Source organism: Paenibacillus sp. FSL M8-0142 (assembly GCF_038597315.1).
Lineage (GTDB): Bacteria > Bacillota > Bacilli > Paenibacillales > Paenibacillaceae > Paenibacillus_AQ > Paenibacillus_AQ lactis.
Genome location: NZ_CP152008.1, coordinates 4,726,365 through 4,744,248, shown reverse-complemented (window position 1 = coordinate 4,744,248; position 17,884 = coordinate 4,726,365). Strand labels below are relative to the sequence as shown.

At 53.6% G+C, this 17,884-nt stretch carries 14 protein-coding genes; 10 read left to right on the top strand and 4 right to left on the bottom strand.

What is annotated here, in order from left to right:
* The 4 genes from NSQ46_RS21855 (at nucleotide 1) to NSQ46_RS21840 (ending at nucleotide 5,627) form a co-directional block, all read left to right on the top strand.
* Nucleotides 1-276, top strand: a complete 276-nt coding sequence (locus tag NSQ46_RS21855) for an HPr family phosphocarrier protein (protein ID WP_007129281.1) — start codon at nucleotides 1-3, stop codon at nucleotides 274-276.
* Nucleotides 269-1,990: a phosphoenolpyruvate--protein phosphotransferase gene (ptsP, locus tag NSQ46_RS21850; RefSeq protein WP_341034051.1), complete on the top strand. Its 1,722-nt coding sequence runs from the start codon at nucleotides 269-271 to the stop codon at nucleotides 1,988-1,990. Before NSQ46_RS21855 ends, ptsP begins: the two co-directional genes overlap by 8 nt.
* A gap of 451 nt (nucleotides 1,991-2,441) precedes the next feature.
* The gene (gene pulA / locus NSQ46_RS21845; RefSeq protein ID WP_342574662.1) at nucleotides 2,442-4,793 is read left to right on the top strand and encodes a type I pullulanase; all 2,352 of its coding nucleotides are present in this window, start codon (nucleotides 2,442-2,444) and stop codon (nucleotides 4,791-4,793) included.
* Nucleotides 4,794-4,997: 204 nt separating this feature from the next.
* Complete coding sequence (locus NSQ46_RS21840) at nucleotides 4,998-5,627, top strand: 50S ribosomal protein L25 (RefSeq protein WP_007129284.1); 630 nt, start codon at nucleotides 4,998-5,000, stop codon at nucleotides 5,625-5,627.
* A gap of 127 nt (nucleotides 5,628-5,754) precedes the next feature.
* Here NSQ46_RS21840 and NSQ46_RS21835 read toward each other — a convergent pair whose 3' ends face one another.
* From NSQ46_RS21835 to kduI, 4 genes are all read right to left on the bottom strand, one after another.
* Nucleotides 5,755-6,639: a transporter substrate-binding domain-containing protein gene (locus NSQ46_RS21835; RefSeq protein ID WP_007129285.1), complete on the bottom strand. Its 885-nt coding sequence runs from the start codon at nucleotides 6,637-6,639 to the stop codon at nucleotides 5,755-5,757.
* A gap of 287 nt (nucleotides 6,640-6,926) precedes the next feature.
* A complete protein-coding gene (kduD, locus tag NSQ46_RS21830) occupies nucleotides 6,927-7,679 on the bottom strand; it encodes a 2-dehydro-3-deoxy-D-gluconate 5-dehydrogenase KduD (RefSeq protein ID WP_028405022.1) in 753 nt (250 codons plus the stop codon).
* A 103-nt stretch (nucleotides 7,680-7,782) separates the two neighbouring features.
* On the bottom strand, nucleotides 7,783-8,532 hold the full coding sequence (locus NSQ46_RS21825) for a DeoR/GlpR family DNA-binding transcription regulator (protein ID WP_340901157.1): 750 nt from the start codon (nucleotides 8,530-8,532) through the stop codon (nucleotides 7,783-7,785).
* A 47-nt stretch (nucleotides 8,533-8,579) separates the two neighbouring features.
* A complete protein-coding gene (gene kduI, locus NSQ46_RS21820) occupies nucleotides 8,580-9,413 on the bottom strand; it encodes a 5-dehydro-4-deoxy-D-glucuronate isomerase (RefSeq protein ID WP_210095602.1) in 834 nt (277 codons plus the stop codon).
* Between the two features lie 433 nt (nucleotides 9,414-9,846).
* Between kduI and NSQ46_RS21815 the strand changes: the two genes are divergently transcribed.
* From NSQ46_RS21815 to NSQ46_RS21790, 6 genes are all read left to right on the top strand, one after another.
* Nucleotides 9,847-10,758, top strand: coding sequence for a glycerophosphodiester phosphodiesterase family protein (locus tag NSQ46_RS21815; protein WP_210095603.1), 912 nt, complete (start codon nucleotides 9,847-9,849; stop codon nucleotides 10,756-10,758).
* Between the two features lie 293 nt (nucleotides 10,759-11,051).
* The gene (araA, locus tag NSQ46_RS21810; protein ID WP_210095604.1) at nucleotides 11,052-12,539 is read left to right on the top strand and encodes an L-arabinose isomerase; all 1,488 of its coding nucleotides are present in this window, start codon (nucleotides 11,052-11,054) and stop codon (nucleotides 12,537-12,539) included.
* 124 nt (nucleotides 12,540-12,663) lie between these two features.
* Complete coding sequence (locus NSQ46_RS21805; protein WP_210095605.1) at nucleotides 12,664-13,773, top strand: GntR family transcriptional regulator; 1,110 nt, start codon at nucleotides 12,664-12,666, stop codon at nucleotides 13,771-13,773.
* Nucleotides 13,774-13,868: 95 nt separating this feature from the next.
* Entirely contained in the window at nucleotides 13,869-14,558 is a 690-nt protein-coding gene (gene araD, locus NSQ46_RS21800) for an L-ribulose-5-phosphate 4-epimerase (protein ID WP_028405028.1), read from the top strand.
* 105 nt (nucleotides 14,559-14,663) lie between these two features.
* Entirely contained in the window at nucleotides 14,664-16,352 is a 1,689-nt protein-coding gene (locus NSQ46_RS21795; protein WP_210095606.1) for a ribulokinase, read from the top strand.
* A 318-nt stretch (nucleotides 16,353-16,670) separates the two neighbouring features.
* A complete protein-coding gene (locus NSQ46_RS21790; RefSeq protein ID WP_210095607.1) occupies nucleotides 16,671-17,852 on the top strand; it encodes a sn-glycerol-1-phosphate dehydrogenase in 1,182 nt (393 codons plus the stop codon).
* Nucleotides 17,853-17,884: the final 32 nt, after the last annotated feature.

Genomic DNA, 17,884 nt, shown 5'->3' with positions numbered 1-17,884 from the left:
ATGCAACAAACTTTCAGAATTATCGACGAAGACGGAATCCATGCACGCCCTGCAACAGCGCTGGTTAACACAGCCAACAAATTCCAGGACACGAATTCTTTCGCGGAATCCAACGGCAAGAAAGTGACGTTGAAATCCATTCTTGGCGTGCTGTCCCTCGGTCTTGAGCAAGGTGATACGCTGACGCTGATTACTGAAGGCGGCAACGAGAGCGAAGCGCTTCAAGCGCTCCAAGAAGTCATGATCAACGAAGGGCTAGGGGAACTTCATGAATAATCTGAAAGGAATCGCGGCATCGGCTGGTATTGCGATTGCCCGGGCTTTCATCCTCGAGCATCCTGATTATTCGATCAGCCAAAAGCAGGTAACGGACGTAGATGCCGAGCTTGCGAAGCTGGATGCCGCTCTGGCTCAGTCCCAAACTGAGCTGGAAGCGATCAAGGCACGGACGCTTCAGGAGCTTGGAGAGAAGAAGGCTGAGATTTTCGAATCTCACCTTCTCATTCTGAACGACCCGGAGCTGATCGATCCGGTTAAGGAGAAAATCAAGTCCGAATCGGTTAATGCAGAATATGCCTTAAACGAAACGGCAACTCAGTTCATCCAAATGTTCGAGAACATGAAGAGCGCTTATTTGCAGGAGCGGGCTGCCGACATGCGTGATGTTACGAAGCGCATCCTGAAGCATTTGCTTGGACTGAATTATGTCAGCCCTTCGGAAATCAGCGAGGAAGTGATTGTCGTTGCCGAGGATTTGACGCCTTCGGATACGGCGCAGCTGAACCGCAAGTACGTGAAGGGCTTTACGACGAACATCGGCGGCCGGACCTCGCATTCGGCCATCATGGCACGGTCGCTTGAAATCCCGGCCGTTGTCGGAACGAAGAATGTGCTCTCCTCGGTTCAGAGCGGCGACCTCATGATCGTTGACGGTCTGGAAGGCGATGTCATCATCAATCCGACCGAGGCGATCGTAACCCAATATCGCGCCAAGCAAGAAGCTTATGCCAAGCAGGTTGAGGAGTGGAAGAAGCTCCGTACCGAGCCAACCGTGTCGAAGGACGGCGTGCATGTCGAGCTGGCAGCCAATATCGGTACGCCTAACGACGTGGCCGGCGTATTGGATAACGGAGGCGAAGCGGTCGGCCTGTACCGTACAGAGTTTCTGTATATGGGCAGAGACAAGCTGCCTTCCGAAGAAATTCAATATGTCGCGTACAAGTCGGTCCTGGAGAAAATGGAAGGCAAGCCGGTTGTCGTCCGGACGCTGGATATCGGCGGCGACAAGGAGCTCCCTTACCTCGATTTGCCGAAGGAAATGAATCCGTTCCTCGGTTTCCGTGCGGTTCGTCTGTGCCTTGACCGCCAGGACATATTCAGAACGCAGCTGCGGGCGCTGCTTCGCGCCAGCGTTCATGGCAATCTGCGCATCATGTTCCCGATGATCGCTACACTCGGTGAATTCCGGGAAGCCAAAGCCGTTCTTGAAGAAGAGAAGGCGAAGCTGGAGGCCGAAGGAATCCAGGTTGCGAGCAATATCCAACTGGGGATTATGGTCGAAATTCCGTCAACGGCGGTTCTGGCTGACCAATTTGCCAAGGAAGTGGATTTCTTCAGCATCGGCACCAATGATCTGATTCAATACACGATGGCGGCGGATCGTATGAACGAACGCGTATCCTATCTGTATCAGCCGTACAATCCGGCGATTCTTCGCCTGATTAAAATGGTCATTGACGCTGCCCACCGCGAAGGCCGCTGGGTCGGCATGTGCGGCGAAATGGCCGGCGATTCAACGGCGATTCCGATTTTGCTCGGACTGGGGCTGGATGAGTTTAGCATGAGCGCAACCTCGATCCTTCCGGCACGCAGCCAGATCAGCAAGCTGTCCCGCGCCGAGATGCAGACGCTCGCAGCGAAAGCGCTGGAGATGGGAACCGCGGAGGAAGTGGTCGAGCTGGTTCGTGCGATCGACGCTGCGAACGCGTAATTCATCGAAGCTATTCGTTTTGCGCCATTAACTGGGTCATAACTTGATATTCCCAAGGGAATCTTGAACATCTTTTTCCAAGTAAATGATGAATTGACGGCATCTGTCCACCCGGACAGATGCTATTTTTTATCTCGTGGCAGAATTAAAAGATGCTATTGCTGACCTCTCCCAATAAGTTTATCAGCTTCGATTGATGACCGAAATTTTCATTTTCATTTGGTTCCGGCTGCATTCTCGCAGAAAAAAGAAAGACACCAGGCAAATTTGCTTGTATAATAGCCTAAAAAATATGGGGATTTGGCATGAACCCAAACCAAATGAAGGCTTTTGACATATATTGATATATGAAAGCGTTTTACATTCAAATGCTGGAGGTCTGTCTCATGATTCAGGTACCCATACTGGATGCGAATCTACTTTTAAAGCGACGGTGAGGATGAATATGGACATGATCAAGAGCTGCACGAGCGATCGACTGGGAGCGTTCTACAGCAAACAGGGAACTGCCTTTCAGGTTTGGGCTCCTGCTGCGAAGAGCGTTCGGCTGGCGCTGTATGAAAGTGCCGGCGATTACAATGATAATGGTCTTGTGACAAACCATGAGGGCGGAGAACGATATGTTATGGAACGCAGCCCGGATGGAACATGGAGTGTGCATGTCCATGGGGATTTGCACGGGAAATTTTATATGTATGAGATCCGATCCGAAGACGGTAAGTTATGCTACGGGGTGGATCCATATGCAAGAGCTGTCTCGGCCAACGGCTGCCGCGGAGCGATCATCGATCCGACCGTTACGAATCCGGAGGGCTGGGCGAATGATGTACGGCCGCCGCTGATTCAGCCGACCGATGCCGTGGTGTACGAGCTCCATGTACGCGATTTCTCGATTCATACCGATTCGGGGATGAAATATAGAGGGAAATTCAAGGCTTTCACCGAGCGGGGACTCAGGGACGAGGACGGCAATACGCTCGGGTTGGACCATCTGATTGAGCTTGGCGTCACGCATGTGCATCTGCTGCCGATCTTCGATTTTGCCACGGTCAATGAGCTTGACGGGTACGGCTCCGACTCGATCAGCAGCCAGTACAACTGGGGCTATGATCCGCTGCATTACAATGTCCCCGAAGGATCGTACGCAACCGACCCGGCGGACCCTGCCGTCCGGATCCGGGAGCTGAAGGAAATGATTCAGGCGCTGCATGCCTGCGGAATCCGTGTCGTCATGGACGTCGTATACAACCATACGTTTACGGTGGATGACGGGCCATTCGAGCGGTTTGTTCCGGGATATTTTTACCGCAGGGACTGCGGCGGAGCTTTATCCAACGGCTCCGGGGTCGGGAACGAGCTGGCAACGGAGAAGCCGATGGTGCGCAAATTCATCAAGGATTCGCTAAGGTATTGGGCAGAGGAATATCATATCGACGGATTTCGGTTCGATCTGATGGGGCTCATCGATACAACCACCATGAAGGAAGTGGTTCGGGAGCTTCGGGAGGAGGTTGATTCGTCGCTGCTGTTTTACGGCGAGCCGTGGACCGGAGGGCTTAGCCCGCTGGCGGAGCAGACCGTAAAGGGCACCCAGAGGGGCCAAGGCTTTGCGGTATTCAATGATCATTTCCGTTATGCCATCAAGGGCGATAATGACGGGCAAGGACGAGGTTTTGCTACCGGCGAGCCGTGGACGGAAGGGGCCATAGCGGAAGGAATGATGGGGTCCATCCACGATTTCGCACAGGATGCTAGCGAAACGATAAATTATGTCACGGTTCATGACAACTTGAATCTGTGGGATAAAATCCTGATAACATTGGGAATGGAACAGGAGGCGGGTCTGCTTCGGCTGCATGACGGCAGGCTGCAGAACGGGGGCAGCCTCTGGGAGGCAACGGCAGCTTCCCGGCCTTACGCCGGCGTCCAAGCGGATCAGGTCATGTCATCGGATCCCGTCCGCCGCAGCCTGCTTGCCAACGGGATCGTGCTGCTCTCCCAAGGGATTCCGCTGCTCCACGCTGGTGACGAGCTGCTCCGGACGAAATTTGGCGACCACAACAGCTACCGGAGCGGTGATGCCATAAACGCCATCCGCTGGTCCAACAAGAAGCTGTTCAAACCGGTGTTCGACTATTATAAAGGCCTGATCCATCTTCGCCGTTCGCAGCCGGCCTTTCGGTTGTCGAAGCGCGAGGAGATTGAGCGTCGAATGCAGGTGCTGCACGCCAGCGACCGATTGGTTGCCTGTCGTATTCAAGGCGGCTCCGGCAGCGGGGAATGGAGGCAAATCGTCGTCATTGCCAATGCAAATGAGCAGGATTTGAAGGTCGAACTGCCGCCTACCCCATACCGCTGGAACATCGTGGTCAACGAAGAACGAGCTGGCACCGAGCCGATCAGAACGACGGACCGGGCGTCCATCCGGGTACCAGGGGTATCCCTGATGGTGCTGTATGAAGACCGCAATGCGCTTAAGGACGGATTAGTAAAGATTGAGCTGGAATACGAACGCAAGGACGGCAAGTACGAGGGCTGGAACGCCTGGGTGTGGGGAACCGGCGTGCAGGACGGCAGCGTTCCGTTATCGCAAGGGGTGGACACCAAGGCCAGGGCGGTAATCTATGCGGCTGCGGGCGTTCGGCGAATCGGTTGCATCCTTCGGCTGCGCGAGTGGGAGAACCGGGAAGGCGATCAGGATTATTATATCGACATTCCGCCCGAACAGAAGACGGTCCGTTTCTCGATGCAAAGCGGCAGCGAGGGATGGTCCGTGACCCGGCGCAGCGGTGTTGCCAGTTAGGGAAGCTGCGAGTTATGTGTGGCATCAAAGAAGGAGCCATCCTTATCAACGAAAGGATGGCTCCTGTTTTATATTTCAAAAGGGGTAATGCTTATTACCCTGAGCGATTCGAAGTGAAACATTCTACGAAAAAATGATTAGCTAGCATAAAAAAAGGGTAATAATGAGATAGACTTTGTTTTCGATAAAGGAGGATTTTCACTCATGGCAAAAGGAAACAACGTTCAACTCACCGCACAAGTACGAAATGAATTTACAAGGGGTTCACGTCGAGCGCTTCGAGAGAGAGGCGGCGTTCCGGGTGTTGTATACGGCGGGGGCGACGAAAGCATTCCCGTAGCCGTTGATTTGAAGGAAACGGCCAAGCTGTTTCATACCGGACGCTCGGAAGTGTTCCATCTGGACATTCCAGGCTCTGGCCAGATTCCCGTATTGATTAAAGATATACAGAAGAGACGCGGAAACGTCGCTCATATTGATTTTCTTCGCATATCGATGAATAAGCCTGTACGTGTCAGCATTCCGGTCGAATACCATGGAACCGCACCCGGCACCAAAACGGGCGGCATCCTGCAAACGCAGGTAACAGAGCTTGAAGTCGAGGGACTGCCGGGCGAGCTGCCGTCAACGCTTGAAGCAGATGTATCCTCGCTCGAAATCGGCGATAAGCTCACCGTTGCCGACATTCAAGTGCCTAAGGGCATTACCCTGCATGCCTCGGACGAGGAAGTGCTTGCCACGGTTATCGTACCACGGGCCGTCGAGGCAGCCGAGACGGAGGAGCCTGCAGAGGCAGACGAAGCTGCGGCCGAAGAGAAGACAGAGGAATCCTAACGAGCGGATTATATAGAGGCGCCTGCATGAACTGGTATCAGCTCATGCAGGCGCCTCTTATTTTAGACTTGCCGGCCATGGAAAGGGGCTGCAGGGGCGTGACCGGGAAGCTCATCCCCGGGCACGGTTACGGCTTGTCCTTGAGGTCATGAATGCCTTTGTAGCTTTGCGGGGTATCCCCAAAGTATTTGTTCCAGATCGTTAAGTAGGTTCCATCCTGCTGCATGGTAGCCAGTGCATTGTTAACCGCAGCGAGCAGATCGGGGTTCCCTTTCACGAATGCGGCGGATACTTCGAATACCTCCCTGGATGAAGCGGCCGCTTGCACCGGCAGGTCCGGGAGCTGCTGCTTTAGATTGGTGACGGACAGCTGATCGGTGATCACCGCATCGATGCTTCCCTTGACCAGCATGTCAGCGGCTTCCCGGATATACTTGGCAGGCACGATCTTCGCTCCGTGCTTCTGGGCAATGCCTTGATAGGCTCCCGTCGGGTTCAGGCCGACCCGTTTGCCCTTCATATCTGAAAAAGACCGAATCCCCTCTTCACCCGTGCGGACCAGTAACACAGGTACGGTTGACAGATAGGCGATGGAGAAATCGTACAATTCCCGCCGGTCGGGCCGGTCTTCGATTTGATTAAATACGGCATCGTATTTACCTTCGGTTAATCCGGGGAGAAGACGATCCCAGGACTCTTCAGTAAATTCAGCCCGGAGATCCATATGGCGTGCGACCTCTTCGGCAATCTCCACATCAAACCCCGTAAGTCTTCCGCCGGTACCGCGATAGCTGAATGGAGGATAGTCCCGCTCGGTTCCGATCCGCAAAGTGCCGCGTTCGACAGCATTGCCAAGCAGGTTTCCTGTGTTGACCCGGTACGGATTGACTCCCATATTCGGCGTCGGCACCCGGTCCTGGCTGTCGAATGTACAACCGGGAAGCAGCAACGTGCTTGCAAGGGAGAGCAGCAAGAGCAGGCTGACAGATCGTTTCGCACGTGTTCCGCGCATGATTGATATCATCCTTTCTATGTTCAAAGCCCTATGACGGCCATACCGTAACGTTATCTTTTCCCAAAGGTTGACGGGGCTATTCGCGCTTTTTGATATAATGGGAGTTTAGAAGCCGCTGAAACGGGATCGCTGAAGCGGAAAGGATAAAGAGGATAGGTTAAAAAGGCAAAGCGTTCGATGAGTTCCCTTGCTTACGAAGGGATCCGAAATAATAAAAAGCCTTCAGGCTCACCGCGCTTTGCGGATCTGCCTGAAGGCTTCAAAGTCCATTGCCTTAACGGTCATTAACGGGCCATCCAGCCGCCGTCAACGCACAGAATATGACCGTTCATATAATCGGAAGCGGACGAGGCCAGGAATACGGCAGGACCACCAATATCTTCCGGCTTGCCCCAGCGTCCTGCCGGAATCCGTTCCGTAATGGATGCCCGGCGCTCCTTGTCTTGGCGAATCGCTTCGGTGTTATCGGTTTCGATATAACCCGGCGCGATGCCGTTTACCTGAATGCCGCTGGCTGCCCACTCATTCGCCAAGGCTTTGGTCAAGCCGGCAACGCCATGCTTGCTGGCCGTATATCCCGGCACATTAATCCCGCCTTGATAGGACAGCATGGAGCAGATATTGATCATTTTGCCGCTTCCGCGCTCAATCATATGCCTTCCCGCAAGCTGGGACAGCATAAAGACGGTGTTCAAATTCAGATCGATCACGTCAAGCCAGTCCTGCACCGGATGATCTTTGGCTGGGGTGCGCCGGATGATGCCGGCGTTGTTAACGAGGATGTCAACGCGTCCATTCAGCTCCAGCGCCTGATTGAACGTATCCTCCAGTTTGCTGTGATCGCTTAAGTCAACCCGAATTTCCGAGGCCTTCCTGCCGAAGGACTTTACGGCTTCAATCGTTTCCGCGCTTGTATTCATGGATACCGCAACGATATCGGCTCCCGCTTCAGCGAGAGCGATGGCGATTCCCTGACCCAAGCCGCGCGCCGATCCGGTGACCAGCGCGGTTTTGCCTGTTAAATCAAACCTGTTCATGTGCAGTTGAATCCCCTTTCCCGGTCTAATATTCTCCACTCTAGCCCTCACAGCTTGGCATTTGCCAAGAAAGCGAATGCGAAGCGATGCTATGCGATGTGTGCTATTCCAATTTAATGCCTGCGGCGATGTAGCGGCTGTACGTTTCTTCCGGCAAGCCTTGATCAGTAATGATCCCGGAAAGCTCATGCAGCGTGGAAAATGTTCTGAGCGCCGTTTGGCCGAATTTGTGATGGTCAACAACCGCGTATACCTCGAGCGAGGTGTCGATCAGAGCCCGTTTGAAGGCGATCAGATCGCCGGTATAAATCGATAACCCGTGATCGATATGGACACCGGTCGCAGAGATGAACGCCTTCTGTATGTTCAGCTGCTTCACATACGCTACGCCTTCGGGGCCGGCAAGCATGTTGCGCACGCGATACCCGCCCGGTACGACGAGACGAACGCTGCTCTTTGAAGCCAGCTCGCTGATAATATAGACATCATTGGTAATGACCGTCAGGTCCTTATCGCCCAGCTTGCGGGCGATTTCCAGTGTCGTGCTGCCTCCATCGAGTGCGATGATGTCGCCAGCCTGGATATGAGCCAGAGCCTTGTCCGCAATCTCGGATTTCTCATCGGCATGCTTGGCAAGGGGCTCCCTCGACGGCAAAATGCCGAATTGATCGCTCTGTGCCAGCACGGCTCCACCGTGCACGCGCACGATCAGACCCTGCTCCTCCAGCCTGGTCAGATCCTCGCGGATCGTTTTTCCGCTGACCTCAAGCTGGCGGCTCAAATCGGCCACGGTAACTTCCTTGTAGGTCAGAAGGTATTCCATGATTTTTTCATATCGCCGCAGCGGGTTCATAAAGCCTCAACTCTTCCGTCATAAAAATGGATATAAATATATCCTCTCTATTTTAAATCCTTCATGGACACAGGGTCCATATCATCGTATCTCTTATTGTCTCCCGCCATTCCCCAAATAAAGGTATAGTTGCTTGTGCCGACACCGCTGTGAATCGACCAGCTTGGCGAGATTACCGCTTGCTCGTTGCGCATGACGATATGTCTTGTTTCGGAAGGCTCTCCCATGAGATGAATGACGACCGCATCCTCCGGCAAATCGAAATACAAGTAAGCCTCCATGCGGCGCGGATGCGTATGGGCAGGCATCGTGTTCCACATATTGCCTTCCTTCAGCAAAGTCATGCCCATGACGAGCTGGGCGCTTTGAATGCCTTTCTGATGAATAAAACGGTAGATGACACGGTCGTTGGAATTTTTAATATCGCCAAGCGCGCTGGAATCGGCTTCCTCAAGCGTCGCTTTGGCAGTAGGGAATGTCTGGTGAGCCGGAGCCGAATTCAAGTAGAACTTAGCAGGGTTCCCCGGATCGGCGCTGGTAAAAATGACCTCCTCGGCCCCCATGCCGACATACAGGCATTCCTTGTTATTCAAGGAATACTCCGTCCCGTCAACGGCAACGCTTCCGGCTCCTCCGATATTGATAATGCCGAGCTCGCGGCGCTCGAGGAAGAAGGAAACGCCCAGCTCCTTCATGTCTGTATCAAGCTTTACCGGCTTGTGAACCGGGGCGGCGCCGCCGATAATCAAGCGATCCTCATGCGTAAGAACTAGCTCCAATTCATCCTGCTTGAATAATACCGGAATGTGAAACTCCTTCCGCAGCCGTTCGGTATCGAACTGTTTTACTTCATTCGGATGTGAGGCATATCGTCTTTCCATTACTTCATCTCTCCTCGTGATCATAGTTTTTTTAAAAAAAGTATGACGTTCATATATGTTCAACTTACTCCATTTACGTTCATTTTACAAGACATAAAATAGAAAATGCACATGATCTGCGATTCAGCTAGCGGAAAAGCGGCTTGCGAAAATACGATAGGGAAGAGGAGAAGAAGTCTATTTGGAAAATAACCGTGTCGGTCCGATTGAAACGTGAAACGGCAGGGAACTACTAATATCGAGGATATGGCAAGCATCCAAAGAGCAACTCTCAATCCGCAAATTCAAAGAGCCAAAAGGTTTAGTTCGTCCATAGCACCCGGAAGCGGCGGGAATGGAATGTGCAAAATCCTGATTATCAGGAAGACATTCTTAATTAAACATATAAGTACAAGGCCTTCGGACCGATCGGGGCAGAGGTGATTCAATCGATATGAAAAAGAGCATGGTAATTCTGGCCGTTATGCAGACGGTTATGCTGACCGTTAGCAGCTTGCGTCCGGCTGCGGCATCGCTGCAGGAGCCGCCGCCAACTCTGGCATCGGCGGATGTTCGGAGCGAATGGAGAGAAGAGCGAAGCGGTGACTGGGTCAACATTGCGCATCGTGGGGCTTCGGGATATGCTCCGGAGAACACGATGGCATCCTTTCAGAAGGCATTCGATATGGGGGCGGATATGCTGGAGCTGGACGTGCAGCTTAGTCGGGACGGACATGTAGTCGTCATCCATGACAGCAACGTGGAGCGGACCAGCAACAGCCAAGGCGAAGTGGGAGCATTAACCCTGCAGGAGCTGAAGTCGCTGGATGTCGGAGCCTGGTATCATTCGGATTTTTCGGGAGAGACGATTCCGACGCTGGAGGAAGTCATGGAGCGTTTCGGCGGGGAAATCGGATTGTTGATCGAGCTCAAGCTTCCTTCCCGGTATCCAGGAATTGAAGAGAAGGTTGCCGGTGTGTTGAAGCGGAAGGCACCGTCAGTAAACCGTGTGCGGGATGCCTCGCGGATGATTATGGTCCAATCGGCAGACACGGATTCGCTCCGCCGCTTTCACGAGCTGATGCCGGATATACCGCTTGGCATCGTCGCCACGAGTTCGAAGGAGTTGTCGAAGGAGCGGCTGCAGGAATTCAGCAGCTATGCCGACTACATTAATGTTTCTGTAAAGCTTGTGTCCGGGTCATTAATTAGGAAAATTCATGAAGCCGGAATGAAGACCTTCGTCTGGACGATTCGGGATGTGCTGCAAATCCCCTTCCTGATGGAGAGCGGGGTGGATGGGATTATAACGGATTACCCGGACAGGGTGCCGGTATCCTATCTGAATCATCGGGCAAGAAGCTAAGGTTTATACTTCGAAAACTAGCAAGAACGCCGCATAATTATTAGGAATAATCGTAGTGCCTTGGCTGCTAAAATAGATTAGAGCGAATATCTTGGAGGCTGAATCAGGCAATCGGAGTGAAATCTATGCCTGTTTCAGCCTATTTTTGTATAAATTCTGCTTGCTATTTATGATTAGCACGAGTAGAATGTGAGTAAATCAACTTGTACGTACAATTTTGTGTTAATGAATCGTTTGTGATCATAGGTATGTACAAGTTAGCTAGACAGCACTCATAACAGGAGGCGTTAATCATGAAGTTGAAACCGCATACTTTTTGGTTCGTTACCGGCAGCCAGCATTTATACGGACCGGAAACGCTAGAACAGGTTGCAGAGCATTCCCGCATCGTGGCCGCCGATTTTGACAAGGATCCGGTATTCCCGTTCCCTATCGTGTTCAAGCCGATCGTAACGACACCGGATGAGATATACCAATTGATTCTCGAAGCTAACAATGATGAGACCTGTGCAGGGATCATGACCTGGATGCACACGTTCTCCCCTGCGAAAATGTGGATCGCCGGCTTGTCCCAATTGCAGAAGCCGCTTCTTCATTTCCATACCCAATTCAACCGCGATATTCCTTGGGAAACCATCGACATGGATTTCATGAATCTGAACCAATCCGCGCACGGGGACCGTGAATACGGCCATATCGGAGCACGTCTCGGCATCGCCCGCAAGGTCGTTGTCGGCCACTGGGAGGACGGCGAGGTTCGCGGCGCGATCGCGGGCTGGATGCGAACGGCTGCCGCTTATGCCGAGAGCCGCAGACTGAAGGTTGCTCGCTTTGGCGATAACATGCGCCAGGTTGCCGTCACCGAGGGAGATAAGGTCGAAGCGCAAATTAAGCTTGGATGGTCCGTCAACGGCTATGGCATCGGCGATCTGGTTCATGCGATGAATCAAGTCGGCGATGATGAAGTGAAATCGCTGCTGAACGAATATGCGGAGCAGTACTCCATCACGAAGGAAGGACTATCTGACGGTCCGGTCCGCGATTCCATCGCTTATCAAGCCCGCATCGAGATCGGTTTGCGTCGCTTCCTCGAGGAGGGCGGATTTGGCGCATTCACGACGACATTCGAGGATTTGCACGGCATGGAGCAGCTTCCCGGCTTAGCCGTACAGAGACTGATGGAAGCAGGCTACGGATTCGGCGGCGAAGGCGACTGGAAGACGGCGGCGTTGACCCGAGTTCTGAAGGTCCTTGCCGGCAACAAGAGCACTTCCTTTATGGAGGACTACACCTATCATTTCGAGCCGGGTAACCATATGATTCTCGGATCGCACATGCTGGAGGTATGTCCAACGATCGCGCTCGATAAGCCATCGGTGGAGGTTCATCCGCTCGGCATCGGCGGAAAAGCCGACCCGGCACGTCTCGTATTCAACGGCCAGGACGGTCCTGCCGTGAATGCATCGCTCGTTGACCTCGGCCATCGCTTCCGTCTTCTGGTCAATGTGGTGGATGGCGTCAAAGTAGAGAAGCCGATGCCGAAGCTGCCTGTAGCCCGCGTATTGTGGAAGCCGCAGCCGTCGCTTCGGGAATCGGCAGAGGCTTGGATTTTGGCCGGCGGTGCGCATCATACGGTCCTTTCTTACGCGATTACGTCCGAGCAGCTGAGCGACTGGGCGGAGATGGCCGGTATTGAAGCGGTTATCATTGACAAAGACACAAGCCTTTCCCGGTTCAAAAATGAGCTGCGCTGGAGCGAAGCTGCCTATCGTCTTCGCTGATCGGGGGTTCGGGTATCTGTCAGTAATGCCCTGGCCTGTGTTACAATAACGAGATAGCTCCGGGATGATCGATGGATAATGGATCGATCCCGGTATCATGAGTGCGTAAGGCTAGAGGTGAACGATGAATAACAGACGGATACCCAAATATATGGTATTGAAGAACGAGCTGCTGTCCTGGTTCGAATCGGGCAGGCTGGAGCCGGGGAAGCAGGTGCCCTCGGAGCATGAAATCGCCGATCAGTTCGGCGTCAGCCGGCAGACGGTCCGCCAAACCTTCGGCGAGCTGGAGAAGGAAGGCTGGCTTGAGCGAATTCAAGGCAAGGGGACGTTCGCGAAAAATCCCAAGCGGCACGGAAGCGAGCAGGTGAAGACGATCGGCATCGTCACAACCTACATCTCCGATTATATCTTCCCGCATATTGTCCGCGGGGCGGAAGCCGAGCTTCGCAGCAAAGGCTACCGGCTTCTGCTGGCAAGCACGGACAACAACAAGGAGAAGGAGATGGAGAGCCTGCAGCTGATGACGAGCCAGCCGCTCAGCGGGCTCATCATTGAGCCGACCAAGAGTGCGGAGGGCAACCCGAACCTCAGTTATTTTTTGTCACTGCAGGAGAAGGGAATTCCGTTTCTGATGATCAACGAGAAGTATCAGGAGCTCGAATGCCCGTGCCTGAAAGTGGATGATGAGGCCGGGGGCTATAAGGCTGCCCGCCACCTGATCGAGAAGGGCCATACCCGGATTGCAGGCTTTTTTAAAAGGGATGACCTCCAGGGCGTAAACCGGCTGAAGGGCTTTCTGCGTGCCCACCGGGAATTCGGCATTCCGGTATCGCCCGATCGGGTGATCACCTATACGACCGAACAGCGGAATGTGTTCCCATATGAACAGGCGGTGCAGCTACTGAGTCTGCCGCATGACCAGCGCCCAACAGGGCTGGTATGCTACAACGACGAGTTAGCCGTTGCCCTGATCGAAGCTGCGGGACGATGCGGCCAGCATGTCCCAAGCGATGTATCGGTAATCGGCTTTGACGATTCGGCGCTCGCCTTGGCAGCGGGAGCGAAATTGACGACATTGACGCATCCGAAGACCGAGATGGGCGTGATGGCAGCCAGTCAGCTGATCAGCATGATTGAGGATGCCGCCGTCATTGAGGATACGATCTTTCAGCCGCAGCTGGTGGAGAGAGAGTCCGTAATGAAACCGGCAGGACAGATACTGAATAGTTGAGCATAAAATGAACAAAGGTCCGAGAAATCGGACCGTTGCTCGCCAACTTGTACGTACAACTATATTTTTCAAATATAGAGAGGAGCGGTTTGTTCATGTTAGAGGATTTAAAACAGCAGGTGCTGGAAGCGAATCTGGCGCTGCCCAAGCACGGGCTCGTCACATTTACGTGGGGTAACGTAAGCGGTATTGACCGTGAGCAAGGGCTGGTTGTCATCAAGCCGAGCGGTGTTCCTTATGAGGAGTTAAAGGCGGAGGATATGGTCGTGCTGGACCTGCAAGGCCAAATTGTCGAAGGCCATTTGCGGCCATCCTCCGATACACCGACCCATTTGGTGCTCTATCGGCATTTTACGGAGATCGGAGGGATCGTGCATACCCATTCCCCGTGGGGAACGAGCTGGGCTCAGGCTGGACGCGCATTGCCTGCTTATGGAACGACCCATGCCGATTACTTCTACGGAGAGATTCCCGTAACCCGCCCGATGACCCGCAGCGAGATTGAGGGTGATTACGAGCTTGAGACCGGCAACGTGATCGTCGAGCGCTTCGCGGATTTGGACCCGAACCGCATACCGGGTGTGCTGGTTCATTCCCATGCGCCGTTCGTCTGGGGAAAGGATGCGGATAACGCGGTTCACAATGCGGTCGTGCTCGAAGAGTGTGCCAAAATTGCCGCCAGAATGCAGCAGATCAATCCGGATACGCCTCCGATGGATCAGGCTCTGCTGGATCGCCATTATTTGCGAAAGCATGGCGTCAATGCCTATTACGGACAAAAATAGCGTGAAACCGGCCCTTATCTTAACATCTTGAACTTGGGTTAAAGGAAATGACCAGGGAAGCAAAAGCAGCACATCTATATCATCTTGCTTTGAGGAGGAAATCAAGTGGGGAAAAAGTATACCATCGGTGTCGATTACGGTACCCAATCGGGCCGTGCGGTTCTGGTCGATCTGGCGAACGGGCATGAAATCGCCGATCATGTTACGCCTTACCGGCATCACGTCATAGACGAGGTATTGCCTGGCTCGGGGAAGAAGCTGGAGCATGACTGGGCGCTTCAGCATCCCGGAGATTATCTCGAGGTTCTGCGCGAATCGGTGCCGGCCGTCATTCGTCAGTCGGGAATCGATCCGGCGGACGTGATCGGGATCGGGATTGATTTTACGGCGTGCACGATGCTGCCGGTGGATGAACGGGGCGAGCCGCTTTGCTTCGATCCCGGACTTGCCGACGAGCCGCACAGCTGGGTGAAGCTTTGGAAGCATCATGCGGCTCAGCCGGAAGCCGACAAGATTAATCGGATCGCGGCGGAGCGAGGCGAAGCCTTTCTTCCTCGCTATGGGGGCAAAATCTCATCCGAATGGATGATTGCTAAAATATGGCAAATCCTTGATGAAGCACCAGCCATCTATGAACGCGCGGATATGTTCCTTGAAGCGACGGACTGGGTCATCTCCCAAATGACGGGCAACATCGTCCGCAACAGCTGTACAGCAGGCTATAAAGCGATCTGGCACAAGCAGGACGGGTATCCGAGCAAGGAGTATTTTAAAGCGCTTGATCCAAGGCTCGAGCATTTAACGGATACGAAGCTGCGCGGCGACGTTATTCCGCTCGGAAGCAATGCAGGCGGACTGACGGAAGCGATGGCTGAAATGATGGGGCTTAAGCCGGGTATTGCCGTTGCGGTAGGCAACGTGGATGCCCATGCGGCCGTACCGGCTGTCGGCGTGGTCACGCCCGGAAAGCTGGTAATGGCGATGGGAACCTCGATCTGCCATATGCTGCTCGGAACGGAAGAGAAGCAGGTCGAAGGCATGTGCGGAGTTGTGGAGGATGGCATTATTCCGGGACTGTTCGGCTATGAGGCGGGACAATCAGCGGTCGGCGATATTTTCGAATGGTACGTGGAAGAAGCACTGCCTGCTTACGTTAAAGAGGCTGCTGCGCAGGAGGGCATCGGTGTCCATCAATGGCTGGAGCGGGAAGCCGCGGCCTACAAGCCGGGCCAGACCGGGCTGCTGGCACTCGATTGGTGGAACGGCAACCGCTCGGTGCTCGTGGATACGGATCTGACCGGGATGATTCTCGGAATGACCCTGCTGACGAAGCCGCAGGAAATCTACCGGGCTCTGCTTGAAGCAACGGCGTTTGGTACCCGTAAAATCGTAGATGCGTTCCATGATAACGGCGTAAATGTCGATGTACTGTATGCATGCGGAGGTTTGCCGCAGAAAAATCGTCTGCTGATGCAGATTTATGCGGATGTTACCAACCGCGAAATCATCGTGGCAGACTCCAAGCAAACACCGGCCCTCGGAGCCGCGATGTTTGCGGCTGTCGCGGCAGGCAAGGAGCAGGGCGGCTATGACACGATCATCGATGCCGCTAAATATATGGCGCGCGTGAAGGAAGAGACTTTCAAGCCGATCCCCGAGCATGTAGAAGTGTACGACTCTCTGTATCAGGAATACAGCAAGCTGCATGACTATTTCGGACGCGGCGAGAATGACGTGATGAAGAGATTGAAGCGGATCAAGCAATCCGCCGAATATCCAGTCGTAGTGTCTTAATCCATCATAACTTTACAATCCTTGTAACATAACGGATGTAGATAAGTTGAATTTGCGAATATGATGCAGGCAAGGGAGTAAAAGATTTTCGAAAAAGTCGAAAGCTTTCTGAAGGAAAGTTACATCGGAAGCATACACTTGAGGTCGCACTTGGTTTCAGATTTCTACTGTGATAGGTTCTATACACTCAAGAAATCTGGAACCAACAGTGACTGAAGCATCTTACGTACTCGCTCTGACATCCATTCATTTGTTCAACTGATCATAGACAAAAAGAGATATTGCAGATATACCGGAATGGAGAGGGGAGAAGCTGCAATGACGGATCATTTAAGCTATGCCAAGAGCCTGGTCAGCGAGATGAAGAAACGGAATCCCGGCTTTGACGGACTTTCGCATATGGTGCTTGAGGCGGGTGCCGTACTGCAAGTGTCCCGTTACGTTAAGGAAAACGGCCTCGGACCCTCCATCATTGTCGTTGATGCGAATACGTATGAGGCTTGCGGCAAAATTTTGGAGGAGCAGTTTGCGGCAGAGGGACTGGAGGCCAGGCTATGCCTCCTGAAGCCGGATAAACAGGGGGATGTGGTCGCGGACGAGCAGTCGATCATGCAGCTGTTCATTGAAGCGGAGCCGGCGCGCACGGGCAGCCTGATCGCAGCCGGTTCAGGCACGATTCATGACATTACCCGATTCGTGAGCCACCGGACCGGCAAGCCGTTCGTTTCCGTACCTACGGCCCCTTCCGTGGACGGATTCACTTCGCTCGGAGCCCCTGTCATTGTGCGCGGCGTAAAACAAACCTTCCCGGCTGCGGCTCCGATCGCCATCTTCGCGGATCTGGACATCCTTTCGAGCGCGCCGCAGCCGCTCGTTGCGGCGGGCTTTGGCGATATGCTCGGCAAATATACGTCGCTGTTCGATTGGAAATTTTCGGCGCTGGCCGGAGACGAGCCGTATAATGATCAAGTGGCCATGATTACAGAGCGCGCGCTTGAAGCCTGTGTCAGACATGTGGGGGCGATCGGCGAGCGGTCTGAAGAAGGGATCCGGATCTTAATGACGGCGCTGATCGAGTCCGGCATCGCCATGCTGCTGTTCGGACAGTCCCATCCGGCCTCAGGCGCAGAGCATCACTTGTCGCATTACTGGGAAATGGAATACTTGCGCCTCGGCCGTCGTGCGCTGCTGCATGGAGCCAAGGTGGGAGTCGCCTGCGGCGAGATATCCCAGCTGTATCATGATGCGGTCGACAAGGGAATCTTTCCAGGCGCAGAGCCGAAGGAATGGAGCGCGCTGCGGGATCGGGCACGGGAGTGGCTGGATCAGGTGCCGGCCAAAGAGGAAATTGCCCGTCTGTTGAAGCAGGCCGGAGGCCCATCCAGCATCAGCGAGCTCGGCGTTGACCAAGCTCTGCTGGAATCAAGTCTTCGGGAAGCCCACACACTGCGAAATCGCTGCACACTGTTAAGGATATTGAATGAAGCAAGGGCCCAGTAAAGATTCCGCATGAACAAAAATTTCACGCGGTT

What these genes read in the sequence shown, in the direction of transcription:
- kduD (WP_028405022.1), bottom strand. Translation starts at nt 7,679, where the DNA reads ATGAACAGGTTTGATTTAACAGGCAAAACCGCGCTGGTCACCGGATCG.
- NSQ46_RS21805 (WP_210095605.1), top strand. Translation starts at nt 12,664, where the DNA reads ATGAATAACAGACGGATACCCAAATATATGGTATTGAAGAACGAGCTG.
- ptsP (WP_341034051.1), top strand. Translation starts at nt 269, where the DNA reads ATGAATAATCTGAAAGGAATCGCGGCATCGGCTGGTATTGCGATTGCC.
- NSQ46_RS21855 (WP_007129281.1), top strand. Translation starts at nt 1, where the DNA reads ATGCAACAAACTTTCAGAATTATCGACGAAGACGGAATCCATGCACGC.
- NSQ46_RS21825 (WP_340901157.1), bottom strand. Translation starts at nt 8,532, where the DNA reads ATGAACCCGCTGCGGCGATATGAAAAAATCATGGAATACCTTCTGACC.
- NSQ46_RS21790 (WP_210095607.1), top strand. Translation starts at nt 16,671, where the DNA reads ATGACGGATCATTTAAGCTATGCCAAGAGCCTGGTCAGCGAGATGAAG.
- pulA (WP_342574662.1), top strand. Translation starts at nt 2,442, where the DNA reads ATGATCAAGAGCTGCACGAGCGATCGACTGGGAGCGTTCTACAGCAAA.
- NSQ46_RS21840 (WP_007129284.1), top strand. Translation starts at nt 4,998, where the DNA reads ATGGCAAAAGGAAACAACGTTCAACTCACCGCACAAGTACGAAATGAA.
- araD (WP_028405028.1), top strand. Translation starts at nt 13,869, where the DNA reads ATGTTAGAGGATTTAAAACAGCAGGTGCTGGAAGCGAATCTGGCGCTG.
- NSQ46_RS21815 (WP_210095603.1), top strand. Translation starts at nt 9,847, where the DNA reads ATGAAAAAGAGCATGGTAATTCTGGCCGTTATGCAGACGGTTATGCTG.
- NSQ46_RS21835 (WP_007129285.1), bottom strand. Translation starts at nt 6,639, where the DNA reads ATGCGCGGAACACGTGCGAAACGATCTGTCAGCCTGCTCTTGCTGCTC.
- kduI (WP_210095602.1), bottom strand. Translation starts at nt 9,413, where the DNA reads ATGGAAAGACGATATGCCTCACATCCGAATGAAGTAAAACAGTTCGAT.
- araA (WP_210095604.1), top strand. Translation starts at nt 11,052, where the DNA reads ATGAAGTTGAAACCGCATACTTTTTGGTTCGTTACCGGCAGCCAGCAT.